Here is a 17980-nt window from a genome sequence, read left to right as displayed (position 1 = left end):
ACTAAGGGAGTTTTCATTGGTCAATAATAGGGGGTCAAATTTCGTCTTCGTAAATTGTTGCTTCGTCTTGATCTTCTTTCGTCAAAGCACCACAGGCAACTTCCTCAAGAGCTCTGCCGACATATTTTAAAGAGACGTAAGAATCTAGTCTTTCGCCGCCCTCTTCTTGTAATTGGCGTGCACGTTTTGAAGCTAAACTCACAAGTGTGTATTTTGAATCGATTTTGCTTTTAAGTGAATCAACTGATGGATATAACATTAAAATTCCCCTTCCAACATAGATAGATATCTTTTTTCAACACGTTCTCTTCGACAATGTTCAGCAGTAACAATCGCATTTACACGATCGCAAGCCAACTGGACCTCGTCATTTTCAACAACATAATCATATAGATTCATCATTTCAAGTTCTTGTCTTGCAGCTAAAATACGAGAAGCAATCACATCATCGGTTTCTGTTCCACGACCAACTAAACGCTGTTCTAACTCCGATAGACTCGGTGGTGCTAAGAAAATAAATAAACCATCGGGTACTTTGTCTCGAACTTGCGATGCACCTTGTACTTCAATTTCTAAAAATACATCCCGACCAGCATCTAGCGTTGCATTTACGTAATCCAATGGAGTTCCATAGTAGTTCCCAACATAAGAAGCGTATTCTAATAAACGACTCTCACCGATTAATTGCTCAAATTCCTCATGGGATTTGAAAAAGTAATCAACACCATCCACTTCACCTTCACGTGGCTTTCTTGTCGTCATCGATATTGAATATTCATAATTTGTGTCAGGTTGCGAAAACAATTCTTTTCGCACGGTACCTTTCCCTACACCAGATGGTCCAGAAAGGACGATTAATAATCCACGTTCTTTTCGCATTCAATCCCTCTTTTTATCTATTCGGCTTGTTCTATCATACGTGTCACCATGGTATCGGCATTAACGGCTGATAAAACCACATGTGCACTATCCATCACAAATATTGCACGGGTTTTTTTACCGTAAGTTGCGTCAATAAGAAACCCTTTATCTCTTGCATCTTGAACGAGACGCTTAATTGGCGCTGATTCAGGAGGCAAAATGGAGATGATTCGTTCAACTGCTACCACACTACCGTTTCCGATATTGATAAACTTTCTATTTGGCACAGTTTTTCCTCCTATTAGAGTTTCCACTTTCTTTGTAACAGACTTAGCCAATTATATCACATACGTCCAATAAAATGATAAGATAGAGCAAAACGTTTTGAAAGAGGAATACTTATGGCATTTGATGGTTTATTTACAAAGGCAATGACACACGAGCTCCAACAATTAGTAACTGGACGTATCTCTAAAATACATCAACCGAACTCACAAGAAATTGTGTTGCATATTCGTGCTGGCGGTAGAAATAACCGCTTGCTTATATCGATTCACCCTTCTTACTCAAGAATACATATGACAAACGAGGCAATAGATAATCCTTTCGAACCACCTATGTTTTGTATGCTACTTCGAAAACATTTAGAAGGTGGATTTATATCCTCCATTTCGCAATTGGATATGGATCGCGTATTCATTCTGCGTGTTGAAGGGAAAAATGAAATCGGTGACGACATGGTGCGTGAACTGCATATTGAAATCATGGGAAGACATAGTAATGTCATTTTAGTTGACCCTGTTCGCAATCTAATATTAGATAGCTTGAAACATTTGTCTCCATCTGTTAACAGTTACAGAACAATCATGCCAGGTCAACCGCATATAGCACCTCCGAAACAAGATAAAAGGAATCCTTATGAATTAGATGAATCATCGTTTTCGACTTTCTTGAATGTGGAAGATTTAGCTAGTGAATTTCTTTTAAATCTAAGTGGCTTCTCGCCATTGCATGCGAAAGAACTAGCAAATCGTATAAATAACAGCACTCAATCAGCATATGTGGAATTTAAACAGTTCATTGATGAATTTGATCAACAAATTCCAAATGGGCAATATATTGAAACTGGCAATAAAGCCATTTTTTCGAGTGTCGATTTAACGCATCTAGAAGGAAATAAAACTTCTTACCCTTCACTTGGCGCACTACTTGATAAAGTGTACTTCGCGCGAGCAGAACGTGACAGAGTAAAACAACAAGCTGGGGATTTAGAACGCTGGCTTCAGAATGAAATTGATAAATTAAAACTAAAAATGAAAAAACTAGCGAAAGAAAAAGCGAACGCTGAAAAACTGGAGACATTCCAACTTCATGGTGAGCTACTAATGGCCAATTTGTACCTACTTGAAAAAGGAATGACTGAGGCTGAAGTCGTGAATTACTACGATGAAAACAATGCGGTTGTTAAAATCGCCTTGAGCCCAAGGAAAACACCAGTTGAGAACGCACAGAGTTTTTACACAAAATATAACAAAGCCAAAACGGCTTTACTCAAAACTCAACAACAACTTGATAAAACAAAAGAAGATATTGATTATCTAGAAATGTTGCAACAACAAGTGATGCAAGCTTCTCCTCAAGATATCGAAGAAATTCGAGAAGAATTAGCTGAGCAAGGCTGGATGAAAGCACGCATCTTGAAAAAGAAGAAAAAAGTGGTTAAACCTTCTCCAGAAAACTTTGTGTCTTCAACAGGGTTGCCAATTTCTGTAGGGAAAAATAACAAACAAAATGATTATTTAACATTTAAATTGGCAAGCAAATCACAAACATGGTTCCACACGAAAGATATTCCTGGATCACATGTGGTTATTCACGATAACGAACCCGACGAAGAGTCAATTTTAGAAGCTGCAAAGTTGGCCGCATACTTCAGTAAAGCTCGAGATTCTTCTTCTGTCCCTGTCGACTATACTGAAATACGACACGTGAAAAAACCAAATGGTTCAAAGCCCGGATTTGTCATTTATTTTGAACAGAAAACAGTTTTTGTAACGCCTAGTGAAGATATTGTGAGGAAGTTACGGAAGTAATTTGTTGTAGGTAACTTAGATGAAGACAAGAAAAACCGGATTAAGTACGCCCGGTCGTGAAGTAATTTATTATGGAGGTAATATTTCGAACAAAAAGCCAGTCCTTCACTTTAAAGTGAAGTGGACTGGCTTTTTGTCATACTTGGTTACTCATGCGTTTTGAGATGCTAGATCAAATGTATGATGAACACAGTATTGTTTAACTAGCCTAACTTTTAGCAGTTATTTCAGAAGGATATACCACAAGTTTTAGGGGAATATAAAGGAATCATTTTTTATGGAGGGTCAATAGTGCAACTGTTGTTCATACTTTTTGCTACCATTTCTAGCTTTTTCCTTGAATCAACATCACCAACTGATTCAAACAACCAACTAACCTCAACATCTGGAGTTCAATAAGAAATCTCAGAGGAAGTTCTGATCAAAAGTACTCATAAGTTAGTTAAGGAAATCAAGAATACGTTAAAAGAGGAGATAAATGTAGAAACAGTGGCAATCGGTATTAGATACCAAAGTCAAGGAGATATATACATTCAATTAAATGGGAACCAACACTATCTTAATAAAATTGAAAAAGAAATCAAGGAAATCGTTTCTGAACTGACAAAAGAAACAATTTATAAAGACAATATGATTTCAGTTGCTCTAATTGAGTAGTTTTTTTTTCGACAAACACTTTTATAATCAATTTTCCAGCGGATGATCGCCAAACATCAACTCACCAACAACAACTTCGTCTACTGTTTTTAATACCACCGTATAATTAATGTTTCTATTAATTCCATTTTGTGAATTCATTTTTTGAAGTTCCACAAATAGGCGATCTGATATATCTAGCTGTTTTTTTGTGTCTGAACTAGCAATAGTGGTATTAATAATAATCGAGTCATTATTATAAGTCGTGACTTCCACAACTTCATCCACATTTTTCAGCTTTTCCTTTATCCGTTCTTGTAAAAAAGACAATAGTTGATTTTCGGGTTCTATTTCCTCAGTACCTAATTGCTCATTACCTTTAATTTCGGGTGTATTAATCGATATCGTGAAAATGGCACCTAGAAACAAACAGCCTACAACTACTATTCTAATTAGCTCCTTCTTCAAACGAACAACCTCCCATTAAATCATCCTATGTGCTGTTCAAGTGGCTTATTCTACTTATACAGGAATCGGCTGTATCTGTAGATTTACTAAATAATCGTTTCTTAAAATTCCTATTTTTTATCAATTTTTTCTACCATTATAAATAAAGGTGTGAGCTCATTGAAAAAAGCTGTATTTTTGGATCGTGACGGAGTAATAAATGAAGTTCTAACGGATCGCGTTAAATTTGTGAACCAACCACATGAACTCTATTTCCTGCCAGGTGCTCCAGAAGGCATTAAAAAATTGAACGCATACTTTGACTTTATTTTTGTCGTAACCAATCAAGGAGGTGTTGGGTTGGGATTCATGAAGGAATCTCAGCTTCATGCCATTCATGACCATATGATCGCCGAATTAAAGAAAGAAGGGGCCATTATTCATGACGTGTCATATTGTCCCCATAAGCCAAAAGCCGGTTGTGCCTGCCGCAAACCGAACAGCAGATTGATTTTAAATCTCGCTAAAAAATATGAAATCGATTTATCCAATTCCTATATGGTCGGAGATACCGATACAGATATTATCGCAGGGAAGAAGGCTGGTACTAAAGGAGTGTTTTTAGGAAAAAGCGACCCACTTGCAGATGCAGTTTTCCCTGACCTAATAAGTGCTGCAGAGTGGATTATTGAGGATTCAACTGCTTAATAAGATGAAGTTACCTAATTTGAAAGAGCCCAATTCACAAAGAAATTTGGGCCCTACTTTACGTTTAAAACACGTTTCCATTTCACTAATCGACTCTATTTGTTTAGAGTTTCCCTTGTTTTAATTGTTCATGCCATTCCAGTAGTTGTGGCTTGTCTCCATCACTAATTCTCTTGTCCTCTGAGGCTACTTCGACCAAGGCATCAAAATTTGTTAAGCTGACAAATGGAATTCCTGCTTCTTTAAATAATTCATCTGCTCGATTTAAGTTATATGTAAATATGCACACGACTCCCAGTACGTCACAGCCTTGGCCTTCAAGTGCACGGACTGCGTCGATACTACTCCCACCAGTGGAAATTAAATCTTCTACTACCACGACTTTTTGTCCTGGCTTGATTGTGCCTTCAATTTGATTGCCACGTCCATGTTCTTTCGCTTTCGAGCGAACATAAACCATTGGTAAACTGAGTACTTCACTTACCCAAGCTGCATGTGGGATTCCAGCTGTTGCGGTTCCTGCAATTACTTCGGTTTGTGGGAAAAAATTTTTAATATTGTTAGCTAGTGCTGCTGCAATTTGTTTTCTTACCACCGGGCTTGACATCGTTAATCGATTGTCACAATAGATTGGAGACTTGATGCCCGATGTCCATGTAAACATGTCTTGTGGGCGTAGTTCAACCGCCCCAACGGAAAATAAAGCATGTGCAATTTCATGTCGTTGAGTTGTCATTTTTTTGCCTCCCATTGTTGTTTTACTAGTTTGTATGTTTCTACTGGATTGGCTGATTGTGTAATCGCTCTTCCGACAACAATTAAAGAGGAGCCTTCAGCTTTTGCTACTTCTGGCGTAGCGATACGGATTTGATCATGCTCTTGTCCTTGCAATAAACGAATACCCGGTGTCACACGCAAGAAGTGAGCCCCACAGTTTTGCTTAATGGCACTTGCTTCTAAAACGGAACAAACAACTCCGTCAAGTCCCGCTTGTTTGGATATACTGGCATAGTGAAGTACGGAATCTTCCAGGGATAAATGAATTTTCTGCTCATTTCGCATTTGTTGTTCGCTTGTTGACGTAAGTTGAGTAACCCCTATTATTAAAGGTCTCTTTTGACCTGTTGGAGTACCCATCTCTAATCCCTCAACCGCACTTTCCATCATATGAATCCCGCCCGCTGCATGAACATTGACCAAGTCTGCCCCATTTTTTGCTAGGCCGCGCATGGCTGATTTTACGGTATTTGGAATATCGTGAAGTTTCAAATCTAAAAAAACATCATGTCCAAGTTCCTTTAATTCGGATACAATCGAAGGACCTTCTTGCAAATAAAGTTCCATCCCTACTTTTACGAAAAGCTTTTCTTCAAAAGGCTGAAGAAAATGATAGGCATCTATTTTTGTCGGGAAATCCAAGGCGATAATAGGGTTATATTTGTTCATCGATGACTCCTTCCAATCAGTTCAGACACGTGATTTATTCCTAACCAATCTAACTTCTCAGGTAAGTGTTCAATAATAGTTGGGCAAACAAATGGATCCACAAAGTTGGCTGTTCCTACGGCAACTGCACTCGCACCTGCTGACATGAAGTCAATGACATCATCAACCGTTGTAATTCCACCCATTCCAATGATGGGAATCGAAACATGTTTTGCCACCTCATACACCATTCGCAAAGCAACCGGTTTAACAGCAGGTCCAGATAACCCCCCTGTTCCATTTGCTATGACAGGTTTGCCAGTTCTCGTGTCTAAACGCATGCCGATCAGTGTATTAATCATCGTAATGCCATCCGCCCCACCAGCTTCCACTGCTCGAGCGATTTCTCCAATATCCGTTACATTTGGTGACAGTTTCACATAGACGGGCACTTCTGATACCGCTTTGACAGCTGCAGTCAGTTCTGCAGCTACTGCTGGATCCGTACCGAAAGTGATTCCCCCGCATTTAACGTTTGGACAAGAAATATTTATTTCGAGAGCATGGACATTTTTCGATTTCGAGATTTGTTTTGCAACCTCTACATAATCTTCCATCAATGTTCCTGCAACATTTGCTATGATTGGTGTATCGTATTGTTCAAGCCACACCAGTTCTTCCGCTATCACTTTTTCTAAACCGGGATTTTGAAGTCCGATTGCATTGAGCATGCCTGACGCGGTTTCGGCCACACGTGGCGTAGGATTTCCTAAACGTGTTTCCACAGTTGTTGCTTTGATCATAATGGCACCGAGTACAGACAAATCATATAGTTTCGCATATTCTTTTCCAAATCCAAAGCAACCAGATGCAGGCATGATCGGATTTTTTAGTGACAACCCCGGAAGTTCTACTTTTAATCGGTTCATATGTGCACCACCCCTGCTGGAAATACGGGTCCATCTGAACAAACTTTCACATAATCGACTGAGCATTGTTCTGTGGTTTTACATACACACGCAAAGCAAGCTCCAATCCCACATCCCATGCGTTCTTCAAACGATAGGAACCCTTTTTTCTTAGGATACATGTTTTGTAATGCTTCTAACATCGGCAGGGGTCCACATGTAAAGTACATTGAAAAGTCTTGTTGTAATTCAGCCAATACAGATGTTACAAATCCTAGATGCCCCTGTGATCCGTCTACAGTTACAATATGTGTGTCACCAAGCTCACTGAATTTTTCTTCGTAAAAAACAACGTCATGCGATTGAAAGCCTAGGACATGAATAGGTTTGACCCCATTTTCTACAAGTCGTTTGGACAGTTCATATAAAGGTGGGACTCCAATCCCCCCTCCTACTAAAATGACGGTGTCGCCTTTTTTGGCTTCATGTACAGGAAAACCATTGCCGAGCGGTCCAAGGACGTCCACTTCTTCACCTGGTTTTTTTATCGAAAGAAGTGAGGTACCTCTCCCTTCTGCTCGGTATATCATCGTGAACTGTTCTAGTTCATGATTGATCGAAGCGATACTAATCGGTCTTCTGAGCAAGGGTTCATAGCTGTCTGAGACTCGAATGTGAACGAACTGTCCTGCTCCCTTCATTTCTTCAACAAGTTGCCCACTTAAGGTCAGTTCATATATGTTTCGAGCGATTTCATTTTGTTCGATGACTTTCATTCGCTCTTTTCGAATCATGTAAGTACCCCCTGTTGTGGCATTTCTTCTGCTTGGAACGTCATTGATTCAATGACTCGTAACATCGCTTCCGCTGTATCTAATGATGTTAAACATGGTACTCCGTTCTCAACTGATTCCCGTCTGATACGGAATCCATCACTCGCGGGTTGTTTCCCTTTCGTCAACGTGTTAATCACAAGCTGTGCTTCACCTTTTTGAATGACATCAAGCAATGTCTTGCCTTCTTCACCAATTTTGCCGACCGTACTTACAGGAATGCCCGCTTCTTTCAATGTAGCAGCAGTCCCTTCCGTTGCGAGTATGTGATAACCGATCGAAGTGAACCTTCTTGCAATTGAGATTGCCTCTTGCTTATCTTTATTTGATACCGTCATGAGAACTGAGCCGTGGTCTTGGATTTGCATCCCAGCAGCCACTAGCCCTTTGTATAGTGCTTTTTCAAGTGTCATATCTTTTCCCATTACTTCTCCGGTCGACTTCATTTCAGGTCCGAGCGTAATATCTACTCGACGAAGTTTAGCAAAACTGAATACTGGTACTTTGACGTATACGCCTCGCGGACTTGGTGCTAATCCTAATGGAATTCCTTGAGATGGCAGTGATTGTCCTAAAATAGCTTTTGTAGCGATTTTCGCCATTGGAATATTCGTAATTTTGCTTAGGAACGGTACTGTCCGACTTGAACGAGGGTTTACTTCAATGACGTACACTTTCCCTTTTGAAATAACATATTGAATATTCAACAATCCTATAATGTTTAATCCTTTAGCAAGTCGAGTTGTATAGTCAATCAGTTGGTCAATATGCTCGGTTGATAAGTTTTGGGGTGGGTACACCGCAATTGAATCCCCTGAATGAACGCCTGCACGCTCGATATGCTCCATAATTCCTGGTATACAAACATTTAACCCATCTGATATGGCATCTACTTCAATTTCTGTTCCCGTTAGATAGCGGTCTACCAGTACGGGATGTTCCGGACTTGCTTGAACTGCGAATTCCATATAATGTGCAAGCTCTTCTTGGTTATAAACAATTTCCATTGCACGTCCGCCAAGAACATAAGAAGGTCGAACTAGTACCGGATAGCCGATTTCATTGCCAATTACTACAGCTTCTTCGGAAGAAACTGCTGTTTTGCCCATTGGTTGGGGAATGCCGATTTCGTGTAAAGCTTGTTCAAATTTATCGCGGTTTTCTGCTCGATCTAAATCTTCCAGTGATGTTCCAAGAATTTGGACGCCACGTTCTTGTAATTTGGCAGCTAAATTGATCGCGGTTTGCCCTCCGAACTGCACCACAACCCCTTTAGGTTGTTCTAAATCCACAATATGCATAACGTCTTCGATGGTTAACGGTTCGAAATATAGCTTGTCCGATATGGAGAAGTCGGTAGATACCGTTTCTGGGTTGCTGTTGATGATAATGGCTTCATAGCCAGCTTCTTTAATTGCCCAAACTGAATGGACGGTTGCATAGTCGAACTCAACGCCTTGACCGATTCGAATTGGACCAGAACCTAGTACGATTACACTCTCTTTATCTGTTCGGATTGATTCGTTTTCATCTTCATATGTGCCGTAAAAATAAGGAGTTTCTGATTCGAACTCAGCTGCACATGTATCTACCATTTTATAGACTGGAATTAAATGATTTTCTTTACGCCAGTTATAGACTACTAATTCTTCAGAGTTCCAAAGTTCAGCAAGAGTGCCGTCTGCAAATCCCATGCGTTTCGCTTTTCTCGCCACTTCATATTCAAAAGGATTAGCAGCAAGCACTTCTTCATATTTAACAATGTTTTGTAATTTGTTTAGGAAGAATAAATCGATTTGACTCCACTCGTGTATGGTGTCGATGGATACACCGCGTCTTAGTCCTTCTCCAATGAAGAAGAGACGTTCATCACCTGCACGGCGAATGCGTTTTTCAATCCATTCATTTGACATATCGTCTGCATTTTTTAATTCCAAATGGATATGACCAGTCTCAAGAGAGCGAACCGCTTTTAAGATAGACTCCTCAAATGTGCGACCAATCGCCATAACTTCTCCTGTAGCTTTCATCTGTGTTCCGAGGTTGCGTTTGGCAGATTCGAATTTATCAAAAGGCCAACGTGGAATCTTTGTCACAACATAGTCGAGTGCCGGTTCGAAACAAGCATACGTTTTTCCAGTGACTGGGTTCATCATTTCGTCCAAAGTTAAACCAACCGCAATTTTGGCAGCAAGTTTCGCAATCGGATACCCGGTTGCTTTAGATGCCAGTGCCGATGAACGGCTCACACGGGGATTCACTTCTATGATGTAGTAGTTAAAACTATATGGATCAAGTGCTAATTGAACGTTACATCCGCCTTCAATTTTTAATGCACGAATGATTTTCAACGACACATTTCTAAGCATTTGATATTCACGATCTGATAAGGTTTGGCTTGGTGCCACGACGATGGAATCTCCTGTATGAATGCCGACAGGGTCAATATTTTCCATATTACAAACCACGATGGCATTATCATTAGAGTCTCGCATTACTTCATATTCGATTTCTTTCAAACCTGCGATTGATTTTTCAAGTAAACACTGTGTAACTGGACTGTATTTCAAGCCGCTTGTTACAGTTTCCAAGAGTTCTTCGTCGTTATGGCATATTCCACCGCCCGTTCCGCCAAGTGTAAATGCTGGACGTACAATGACTGGATATCCAATGCGTTCGACGAAAGCCTGTGCTTCTTGTAAATTGTGGATGATGTCACTCTCAGGAACTGGTTCATTCAGTTCATTCATCAATGTTCGGAACAAGTCACGATCTTCTGCTTTGTGAATGGCTTCTAGTTTAGTTCCTAGAATTTCGACGTTTAATTCTTTGAGAATTCCTGATTCATCTAATTCAATTGCCATGTTTAAACCAGTTTGTCCTCCTAATGTTGGAAGGAGAGCATCTGGACGCTCTTTACGTAAGATTCTGCTGACGAATTCTAGTGTAATTGGCTCAATATACACTTTGTCGGCAATTTCTGTATCGGTCATGATGGTGGCAGGGTTTGAGTTAATCAAAATAACGCGGTAGCCTTCTTCTTTAAGAGCTAAACAGGCTTGTGTGCCTGCATAATCGAATTCAGCAGCTTGTCCGATAACAATTGGACCGGAACCAATGACTAGTATTGTTTGTATATCGTGACGTTTAGGCATGTTGTTTTTCTCCTTTGACGTTGGCATTGTCATGCATTAACTCTATAAAGCGGTCAAATAAGTGATTTGAATCTTCTGGTCCTGGAGATGCTTCAGGATGATATTGCACAGTAAAAGCCGGAACGTCCAAATGTTTCAATCCTTCGACTGTCCCGTCATTTAGAGCAGTATGAGTTACTTGTAAACGTGTTCCGATTAATGACTCAGGGTCTACAGCGTACCCATGATTTTGTGAGGTGATTTCAACACGACCTGTTTCAAGATCTTTTACAGGATGGTTAGCACCGCGATGACCAAACTTCAATTTAAACGTATCCCCTCCACTTGCAAGGGCAAATAGTTGATGACCTAAGCAAATGCCGAAAATCGGAATCTTTCCAATCAGGTTTTCAATCATCTTGATGGCTTCAGGTACATCCTTTGGATCTCCTGGTCCGTTCGATAACATGATGCCATCTGGATAAATGGCCATGATTTCTTCTGCGGTCGTGTTATACGGCATGACCACAACATCACAGTCACGATTATTTAATTCTCGCAGAATCCCGTGTTTCATTCCAAAATCAACGAGTACTACTCGTTTCCCACGTCCAGGACTTGGATACGGGCGTTTTGTTGATACTTGTTCAACTTGATTCGTAGGGAATGTGGTTTCTTTCAGTTTTCTGATCGTATCTTCTACCTTTATTTCTTCACCTGCTGCTGTTAATACACCTTTTACCGACCCAAATTCGCGGATGATTCGTGTTAGTTTTCTTGTATCAATTCCTTCAATCCCTGGAATGTTTTTTAATTGGAATAAGTCATTTAATGTAATGTCACTTCTGAAGTTGGATGGTGTTTCAGCTAGTTCTCGTACAATCATCCCTTTAATGGCTGGTTCAATTGATTCAAAATCGTCACGGTTGATGCCGTAATTTCCAATGAGAGGATACGTCATTGTGACAATTTGACCGCAATAAGAGGGATCGGATAATGTTTCCTGATAACCTGTCATCCCAGTTGTAAATACGACTTCACCTTCACTAGCTTTCTTACTTCCGAACGCTGTTCCATTAAACACATCACCAGTTTCTAAAATAAGGCTTCTTTTCAACATTATTTCTCCTCCTTCCAAACTACATTACCTTCAAACATTGTCATTACTGGCCAACCTTTGCATGTCCAGTCCTGGAATGGCGTATTTTTCCCTTTTGAAACAAATTGTTCACGATCAATGTTTAGTGTTTTATTTAAATCGATGAATACTAGGTCAGCAGACTCCCCCATATGAAGGCGACCGTATGGAAGACCAAAGACATCTGCTGGCTTTTGTGTCATCCATGCGATAAGTTGACTTAACGACCATTTTCCCGTTTCAACAAAATGTGTGTACAGAAGTGGAAATGCTGTTTCTAACCCAACAATTCCAAATGGTGCTTGCTCCATCCCGTTTGATTTTTCTTCAATCATATGAGGAGCATTATCTGTTGCAATGAAATCAAGTGTTCCATCTTCCAACCCTTCGATTAACGCTTTTAGATCTTCTTTCGCTCGAAGCGGCGGATTCATTTTCCAGTTTCCATCGTTTGAAGGGATATCGTCTTCACAAAGAAGTAAATGATGTGGACTGACCTCAGCCGTCACATGAATTCCTGCTTTTTTCGCATCCCTTATGACTCGTACCGATTCTTTCGTACTTACATGGCACACATGATAATGTGCACCAGCAGCTTCCGCAAGTAAGATATCCCGGGCAATGTGCACGGATTCTGCAATCGATGGAATCCCTTTTAGTCCAAGTTCTCTATTTTTCTTCCCTTCATGCATCACGCCAGCGTAGATTAGTGTGTTGTCTTCGCAATGTGCAACGATTGGCATGTTTAACTTCTCAGCCTCTTGCATTGCTTCATACATCATTCCTGCTTGCTGTATTCCTACTCCATCGTCCGTAAAAGCAAACGCCCCGTGCTCTTTTAAAGCCGCCAAGTCAGTTCGTTCTTTACCCGCTTCGCGTATTGTAATGGACGCGTATGGAAGCACACGAATTTTAGCGTTTTGTTCGATTAGTTGATTTACGTGAGTCAAATTTCCGACTGTATCCGGTACAGGTCGCGTATTTGGCATCGCACAAATGGTCGTGTATCCACCTTTAGCTGCTGCAGATGTCCCAGACTCAATTGTTTCTTTTTGTTCACCACCTGGCTCACGTAGGTGAACATGTACATCAATAAATCCTGCTGAAACGAAGTATCCCTGTCCGTCTATCACTTCATCTACCTCTGGTGTAATTGTTGGATTGACTTCGATGATTCGACCGTTTTCAATTAATATAGTACCTTCTGTCAACTCGTTGTTTTCATTTAGTAATTGAATATTACGGATGATTTTTTTCATCATTTTCTCTCCTTTAAGACCGTTTCTAGTACTGCCATGCGTATATACACTCCGTTGTGCATTTGTCTGAAAATACGTGATTTTTCACTTTCGACCAATTCGCTCGCGATTTCAACATCGCGATTAAACGGTGCAGGATGCATAATGATTGCTGATTGTTTAAGTTGCTCATAACGCTCTCTAGTTAAGCCGAATTCTTCATGATATTGCTCTTTTGAAAACGACATTTCGCTGTCATGCCGTTCGTGTTGAACGCGGAGCAACATGACTACATCAGTAGTCGGTAATATTTCATCCCATGATGATGTGCTAGCAAAGTCTCCTTGCCATTGTGGTGGGCAAAGAAATGTGACATGTGCACCTAGCTTCGTTAATGCTTCTGCATTCGATTTTGCCACTCGGCTATGCGAAATATCGCCGACCATGGTTATATGTAAGTTTTTAAATTTGCCAAACTCTTCTTTGATTGTGTACAAGTCTAGTAGAGATTGCGTTGGATGTTGACCTGAGCCATCCCCCCCATTGATGATGGCAAGGTTTATTCCTGACAACAATTCATTGTAATAGCCGTCTTGTTTATGGCGGATCACCACTGCATCAACACCGATTGCTTCTAATGTTTTGACGGTGTCAGAGAGAGTTTCACCTTTTATCGTACTGGATGTGCTCGCATCAAAAGGCAATACATGCAACCCGAGTTTTCGCTCTGCCATTTCAAAACTCATTTTGGTACGTGTGCTTGGTTCAAAGAATAAGTTAGCTATAGAAAAGTTATTCTTTAATGTAGACACTGCACCTTGTTGAAATTCAAGCGCTCTTTCTAGTAATGTTTCTATTTCATTTATTTGTAAGTTTTTCATACTTAATAGATGCTTCACTTTATTGCCTCCCATGTTCTTTCTGCAAAAAGAAAGCCTCTCAACACTAAAGTTGAGAGGCTTTTGGGTATAACCAAGCAAAGTTCCTCAAATAAAGGAGCTTTCTATACTGGTTTCCCTTTGCCTGCCTCTCTGGACACGTTTAAAAGGTTATGATTTGGTTGTTGTTATCTCAAATGGATCGGATAGCTCTTTTTGTCTGCCAGGCAATACTAGATTTAATACCACACCAATGATGGCAGCCAAAGCCATTCCTTCTAGTTCGAATGTATCTGAGAAGTGAAGTTTCGCTCCGCCAATTCCTATTACTAATATAATGGAAGAAATGACAAGGTTTCGCTTATTTCCGAAGTCTATGTTGTTATCAACTAACATGCGTAGTCCTGAAGATGCAATAATACCGAATAGCAAGATTGAAATTCCCCCAAGAACTGCAGTGGGGATTGTGGAAATTAGTGCCATCATTTTACCAAGGAACGAGAATAAAATGGCTAGTATTGCTGCTCCTCCGATGACATACACACTGTATACCCTAGTAATGGCAAGTACTCCGATGTTTTCACCGTAAGTCGTTTTTGGAGGTCCGCCAACTAATCCACTGATTAAAGTACCAAGTCCATCACCTAGTAGTGATCTATGTAAACCAGGGTCTTTTATATAATTTCTATTAACAATTTTCCCTAAGACCAATTGATGACCAATGTGCTCAGATATTGTCACAATCGCTATAGGGACCATCAGCCCCAGCAATGTGGGGGTTATAGCAAACTCGTAGTGTATTCCAGGAATCAGGAAGTCTGGTGTAGAAAATAATTTTGCCGATAGTACAGTAGAAAAATCTACGATGCCAATCATTAATGAGTACAAATATCCAACTATGATTCCGATTAGGACGGGCATTAAACTGATGATTCCTTTAAAGAACAAAGTTGCAACAACAGCGGCTGCCAGCGTTACTAGAGCAGCTGAAAAATGCTTCATGCTGTATTGAGATACTCCATCTACCGTTATATTCATTGCCATATCGATGGCCACTGGAGATAACGCCAATCCGATTACGATGATGACTGGTGCCACTACAATCGGTGGGAGTAAATTCATAATCCATTTGTAGCCAGTTTTCCAAATGACAATAGAAACTATGAAATAGACGAGAGCAACAAACAAACTGCCAATCATCGCACTGCCAATCCCGCCATTTTCCGTAGCGGCTATAATCGGTACGATAAATGCAAACGACGAACCTAAGTAAGCAGGTACTTGAAATTTTGTTACAAATAAAAAGATTAGAGTGGCAATACCGCTGGTCAATAGTGCTATAGCGGGACTTAAGCCTACCAGTTGCGGAACTAAGATCGTCGCACCAAACATGGCGAACATGTGTTGAATACTTAGTGTGGTTAATTTTCCGGCTGTTGGTTTGTCGTGTATGTCTAAAATCGTTTGTGTATTCTTCATCATGTTCTCCCCCCTACATTTACTCGTGTATTGTTACGCTATCTTCATGATCGATTTCAGTTAATCGGACAACAATTCTTTCCTGGCTTGCAGTCGGAATATTTTTGCCAACGTAATCTGCGCGAACTGGCAATTCTCTATGTCCTCGGTCGATTAACACTGCTAATTGAATTTGTGCAGGTCTTCCTATATCCATCACTGCATCCATTGCAGCTCGTACTGTTCGTCCCGTGTAAAGCACATCATCTACTAAGATTACCTTTTGATTGAATACGGAGTGCTGGATATCCACTTGTTGTACGAGCGGCTCTTTGTTTTCAGTTTTCATGGATAAATCATCTCTGTAAAGTGTGATATCTAGTTCGCCAGACTTAATTGCTTTGCTTTCAATACTGTTGATTTTATCTGCCAAGCGATTTGCCAAATATGCACCCCGCGTTTTGATTCCAACTAAAATACACTCTTCAATTCCTTTATTACGTTCAATGATTTCATGTGCAATCCGTGTAAGTGCTCGGTTAATTGCTTGCTCATCTAATATATTCGCTTTTTCCACCATATTGGATTCTCCTTTTTTCCTCAAAATAAAAACCCTCTCGTCCAGGAAGGATGAGAGGGTGTGAATGTAGAAAATTAGTCGTATCTCTACACACAGCATGTGTATCCATACGTTTCACTTTTACCTTCTCAGCCTCTCTGGACCGTATTTAAAGGTGTTCTATTAAATTTCGTTATTTTGATTATAATTTTACTTTTCTTTATTGTCAACGTTCGATTTCATTTCTTCTAGTAACTCCTTGAAGTCTGCCGGTAGTGGAGCTTCGAATTCCAAGTATTCTTCAGTGCGTGGATGGATGAATCCTAGAACGCCAGCATGAAGAGCTTGTCCGTCAAATTCAATTGTTTTCTTCGGTCCGTATTTAGGATCTCCAGCTAATGGGAAACCAATGTATTTCATGTGAACACGAATTTGATGCGTACGACCTGTTTCTAAACTACATTCGACTAAAGTGAAGTTACCATAGCGCTCGAGAACTCGGAAATGTGTTACGGCGTGTTTTCCTTTATCGAGAACGGTCATACTTTGACGATCACGAGCATCGCGTCCGATCGGTGCATCGACTGTACCTTTGTCATGCGGAATATGTCCATGAACTAATGCCGTGTACTTACGGGTTACCGTCTTTTTAACCAATTGGTTCACTAAAGACACATGTGCTTTGTCATTTTTCGCTACCATCAATAGACCAGTCGTATCTTTATCAATACGGTGCACAATCCCTGGTCTCATGACACCGTTGATTCCAGACAAATCATTACAATGGTGCATTAAACCATTCACAAGTGTACCTGATGCATGACCAGGTGCTGGATGAACAACCATTCCGCGTGGTTTATTTACAACAAGGACATCCTCGTCTTCATACACAATCTCTAAATCTAGATCTTCTGCAACAATATCCAGTTCCTCAGCTTCTGGAACAGTGACAGTAATCACATCATTTACTCTTACTTTATAGTTTGTTTTTACAGGCTCTCCATTGACTAAAACGGCTCCATCTTTTAACCAAATTTGAATTTGACTACGAGTCCAATCCGCTTCTAATGTCGTAAGGGCTTTATCGATTCGTTCACCCTTTTGTTCTTCTAAAATCTTATACGTATAATCTTCCATCTATTCACCTGTTTTCTTTGCAGCTTTTTCTGCTTTTTCTTCTAAAAATAATCCGATAACGAGCATAACAACCCCTATTGTTAATGCTGCATCTGCTACATTAAAAATGGGGAATTCGTAATTAATCACTGGAATTAGTACATCCGCAAAATCCACAACTTCTCCGCGGAACACACGATCAATAAAATTCCCTAAAGTTCCACCAAGTAAAACCATTAAACTAATTTGAAACAATGGTTTACCTTTTGATTCTTTATGAAAATAGTACACAATACCAATTACCACAATGACTGTGACGATCGCAAATAACCACATTTGTCCTTGTAACATTCCCCATGCAGCTCCACGATTGCGATGAGACAGTAGTGCAAATGTCGGATCGATTAATACAATTCGTTCACCGAGCGCCATATTTTTTACAACAAGCCATTTTGTCAAGTGATCAATTGCCACGATGACAATTGCAATTAAATAATAAATGTACACACAATGTTCCCCCGTTATCCAAGACTCATACCTAGTTTAAC

At 40.1% G+C, this 17980-nt stretch carries 19 protein-coding genes; 3 read left to right on the top strand and 16 right to left on the bottom strand.

All coding sequences use genetic code 11. The features are described from left to right. Positions 1 to 34 precede the first annotated feature (34 nt). The 3 genes from rpoZ to GY23_RS01845 are packed head-to-tail and all read right to left on the bottom strand — an operon-like array spanning position 35 to position 1148. Positions 35 to 259: a DNA-directed RNA polymerase subunit omega gene (gene rpoZ, locus GY23_RS01855; RefSeq protein WP_075617506.1), complete on the bottom strand. Its 225-nt coding sequence runs from the start codon at positions 257 to 259 to the stop codon at positions 35 to 37. Further along, complete coding sequence (gene gmk / locus GY23_RS01850; RefSeq protein ID WP_075617505.1) at positions 259 to 879, bottom strand: guanylate kinase; 621 nt, start codon at positions 877 to 879, stop codon at positions 259 to 261. Before gmk ends, rpoZ begins: the two co-directional genes overlap by 1 nt. 17 nt (positions 880 to 896) lie before the next feature. Continuing rightward, positions 897 to 1148 (bottom strand): extracellular matrix/biofilm biosynthesis regulator RemA family protein, encoded by a 252-nt coding sequence (locus GY23_RS01845; RefSeq protein ID WP_075617504.1) that lies wholly within the window; start codon positions 1146 to 1148, stop codon positions 897 to 899. 114 nt (positions 1149 to 1262) lie between these two features. Between GY23_RS01845 and GY23_RS01840 the strand changes: the two genes are divergently transcribed. Together GY23_RS01840 and GY23_RS18150 are read left to right on the top strand one after the other, a co-directional pair. Then, the gene (locus tag GY23_RS01840) at positions 1263 to 2954 is read left to right on the top strand and encodes an Rqc2 family fibronectin-binding protein (RefSeq protein ID WP_075617503.1); all 1692 of its coding nucleotides are present in this window, start codon (positions 1263 to 1265) and stop codon (positions 2952 to 2954) included. Between the two features lie 489 nt (positions 2955 to 3443). Beyond that, positions 3444 to 3611 (top strand): hypothetical protein, encoded by a 168-nt coding sequence (locus GY23_RS18150; protein ID WP_161487554.1) that lies wholly within the window; start codon positions 3444 to 3446, stop codon positions 3609 to 3611. A 27-nt stretch (positions 3612 to 3638) separates the two neighbouring features. Here the strand turns inward: GY23_RS18150 and GY23_RS01835 are convergent, their stop codons facing one another. After that, the gene (locus GY23_RS01835; protein WP_075617502.1) at positions 3639 to 4058 is read right to left on the bottom strand and encodes a hypothetical protein; all 420 of its coding nucleotides are present in this window, start codon (positions 4056 to 4058) and stop codon (positions 3639 to 3641) included. Between the two features lie 159 nt (positions 4059 to 4217). Here GY23_RS01835 and GY23_RS01830 point away from each other — a divergent pair, with 159 nt between their 5' ends. Continuing rightward, complete coding sequence (locus tag GY23_RS01830) at positions 4218 to 4745, top strand: D-glycero-alpha-D-manno-heptose-1,7-bisphosphate 7-phosphatase (protein ID WP_075617501.1); 528 nt, start codon at positions 4218 to 4220, stop codon at positions 4743 to 4745. A gap of 103 nt (positions 4746 to 4848) precedes the next feature. Here the strand turns inward: GY23_RS01830 and pyrE are convergent, their stop codons facing one another. The 12 genes from pyrE to lspA all read right to left on the bottom strand — a co-directional run bounded on the left by pyrE (position 4849) and on the right by lspA (position 17939). Next, positions 4849 to 5481: an orotate phosphoribosyltransferase gene (pyrE, locus tag GY23_RS01825; RefSeq protein ID WP_075617500.1), complete on the bottom strand. Its 633-nt coding sequence runs from the start codon at positions 5479 to 5481 to the stop codon at positions 4849 to 4851. Beyond that, positions 5478 to 6191 carry an orotidine-5'-phosphate decarboxylase gene (gene pyrF / locus GY23_RS01820; protein WP_075617499.1) on the bottom strand — a complete coding sequence of 238 codons (714 nt, stop codon included), beginning with the start codon at positions 6189 to 6191 and terminating at the stop codon, positions 5478 to 5480. Before pyrF ends, pyrE begins: the two co-directional genes overlap by 4 nt. Continuing rightward, positions 6188 to 7099: a dihydroorotate dehydrogenase gene (locus GY23_RS01815; RefSeq protein WP_075617498.1), complete on the bottom strand. Its 912-nt coding sequence runs from the start codon at positions 7097 to 7099 to the stop codon at positions 6188 to 6190. The genes pyrF and GY23_RS01815 overlap by 4 nt, the downstream gene beginning before the upstream one ends. Beyond that, positions 7096 to 7872, bottom strand: coding sequence for a dihydroorotate dehydrogenase electron transfer subunit (locus GY23_RS01810; protein ID WP_075617497.1), 777 nt, complete (start codon positions 7870 to 7872; stop codon positions 7096 to 7098). Before GY23_RS01810 ends, GY23_RS01815 begins: the two co-directional genes overlap by 4 nt. Further along, positions 7869 to 11066, bottom strand: coding sequence for a carbamoyl-phosphate synthase large subunit (gene carB, locus GY23_RS01805; RefSeq protein WP_075617496.1), 3198 nt, complete (start codon positions 11064 to 11066; stop codon positions 7869 to 7871). The genes GY23_RS01810 and carB overlap by 4 nt, the downstream gene beginning before the upstream one ends. Continuing rightward, entirely contained in the window at positions 11059 to 12165 is a 1107-nt protein-coding gene (locus GY23_RS01800; RefSeq protein WP_075617495.1) for a carbamoyl phosphate synthase small subunit, read from the bottom strand. Before GY23_RS01800 ends, carB begins: the two co-directional genes overlap by 8 nt. Then, positions 12165 to 13442 (bottom strand): dihydroorotase, encoded by a 1278-nt coding sequence (locus GY23_RS01795; protein WP_075617494.1) that lies wholly within the window; start codon positions 13440 to 13442, stop codon positions 12165 to 12167. Before GY23_RS01795 ends, GY23_RS01800 begins: the two co-directional genes overlap by 1 nt. Then, entirely contained in the window at positions 13442 to 14320 is an 879-nt protein-coding gene (locus GY23_RS01790; RefSeq protein ID WP_075617493.1) for an aspartate carbamoyltransferase catalytic subunit, read from the bottom strand. The genes GY23_RS01795 and GY23_RS01790 overlap by 1 nt, the downstream gene beginning before the upstream one ends. 150 nt (positions 14321 to 14470) lie before the next feature. Then, the gene (locus GY23_RS01785) at positions 14471 to 15778 is read right to left on the bottom strand and encodes a solute carrier family 23 protein (RefSeq protein ID WP_075618206.1); all 1308 of its coding nucleotides are present in this window, start codon (positions 15776 to 15778) and stop codon (positions 14471 to 14473) included. A gap of 19 nt (positions 15779 to 15797) precedes the next feature. Next, entirely contained in the window at positions 15798 to 16334 is a 537-nt protein-coding gene (pyrR, locus tag GY23_RS01780; RefSeq protein WP_281251487.1) for a bifunctional pyr operon transcriptional regulator/uracil phosphoribosyltransferase PyrR, read from the bottom strand. A 192-nt stretch (positions 16335 to 16526) separates the two neighbouring features. After that, complete coding sequence (locus tag GY23_RS01775; protein ID WP_075617491.1) at positions 16527 to 17453, bottom strand: RluA family pseudouridine synthase; 927 nt, start codon at positions 17451 to 17453, stop codon at positions 16527 to 16529. After that, positions 17454 to 17939 (bottom strand): signal peptidase II, encoded by a 486-nt coding sequence (gene lspA, locus GY23_RS01770; RefSeq protein ID WP_075617490.1) that lies wholly within the window; start codon positions 17937 to 17939, stop codon positions 17454 to 17456. Positions 17940 to 17980 lie beyond the last annotated feature (41 nt).

It is taken from the genome of Paenisporosarcina indica, assembly GCF_001939075.1.
GTDB lineage: Bacteria > Bacillota > Bacilli > Bacillales_A > Planococcaceae > Paenisporosarcina > Paenisporosarcina indica.
This window is presented reverse-complemented; position numbering and strand designations above follow the sequence as displayed.

What these genes read in the sequence shown, in the direction of transcription:
- rpoZ (WP_075617506.1), bottom strand. Translation starts at nt 259, where the DNA reads ATGTTATATCCATCAGTTGATTCACTTAAAAGCAAAATCGATTCAAAA.
- gmk (WP_075617505.1), bottom strand. Translation starts at nt 879, where the DNA reads ATGCGAAAAGAACGTGGATTATTAATCGTCCTTTCTGGACCATCTGGT.
- GY23_RS01840 (WP_075617503.1), top strand. Translation starts at nt 1,263, where the DNA reads ATGGCATTTGATGGTTTATTTACAAAGGCAATGACACACGAGCTCCAA.
- pyrE (WP_075617500.1), bottom strand. Translation starts at nt 5,481, where the DNA reads ATGACAACTCAACGACATGAAATTGCACATGCTTTATTTTCCGTTGGG.
- pyrF (WP_075617499.1), bottom strand. Translation starts at nt 6,191, where the DNA reads ATGAACAAATATAACCCTATTATCGCCTTGGATTTCCCGACAAAAATA.
- GY23_RS01815 (WP_075617498.1), bottom strand. Translation starts at nt 7,099, where the DNA reads ATGAACCGATTAAAAGTAGAACTTCCGGGGTTGTCACTAAAAAATCCG.
- GY23_RS01810 (WP_075617497.1), bottom strand. Translation starts at nt 7,872, where the DNA reads ATGATTCGAAAAGAGCGAATGAAAGTCATCGAACAAAATGAAATCGCT.
- carB (WP_075617496.1), bottom strand. Translation starts at nt 11,066, where the DNA reads ATGCCTAAACGTCACGATATACAAACAATACTAGTCATTGGTTCCGGT.
- GY23_RS01800 (WP_075617495.1), bottom strand. Translation starts at nt 12,165, where the DNA reads ATGTTGAAAAGAAGCCTTATTTTAGAAACTGGTGATGTGTTTAATGGA.
- GY23_RS01795 (WP_075617494.1), bottom strand. Translation starts at nt 13,442, where the DNA reads ATGAAAAAAATCATCCGTAATATTCAATTACTAAATGAAAACAACGAG.
- GY23_RS01785 (WP_075618206.1), bottom strand. Translation starts at nt 15,778, where the DNA reads ATGAAGAATACACAAACGATTTTAGACATACACGACAAACCAACAGCC.
- GY23_RS01775 (WP_075617491.1), bottom strand. Translation starts at nt 17,453, where the DNA reads ATGGAAGATTATACGTATAAGATTTTAGAAGAACAAAAGGGTGAACGA.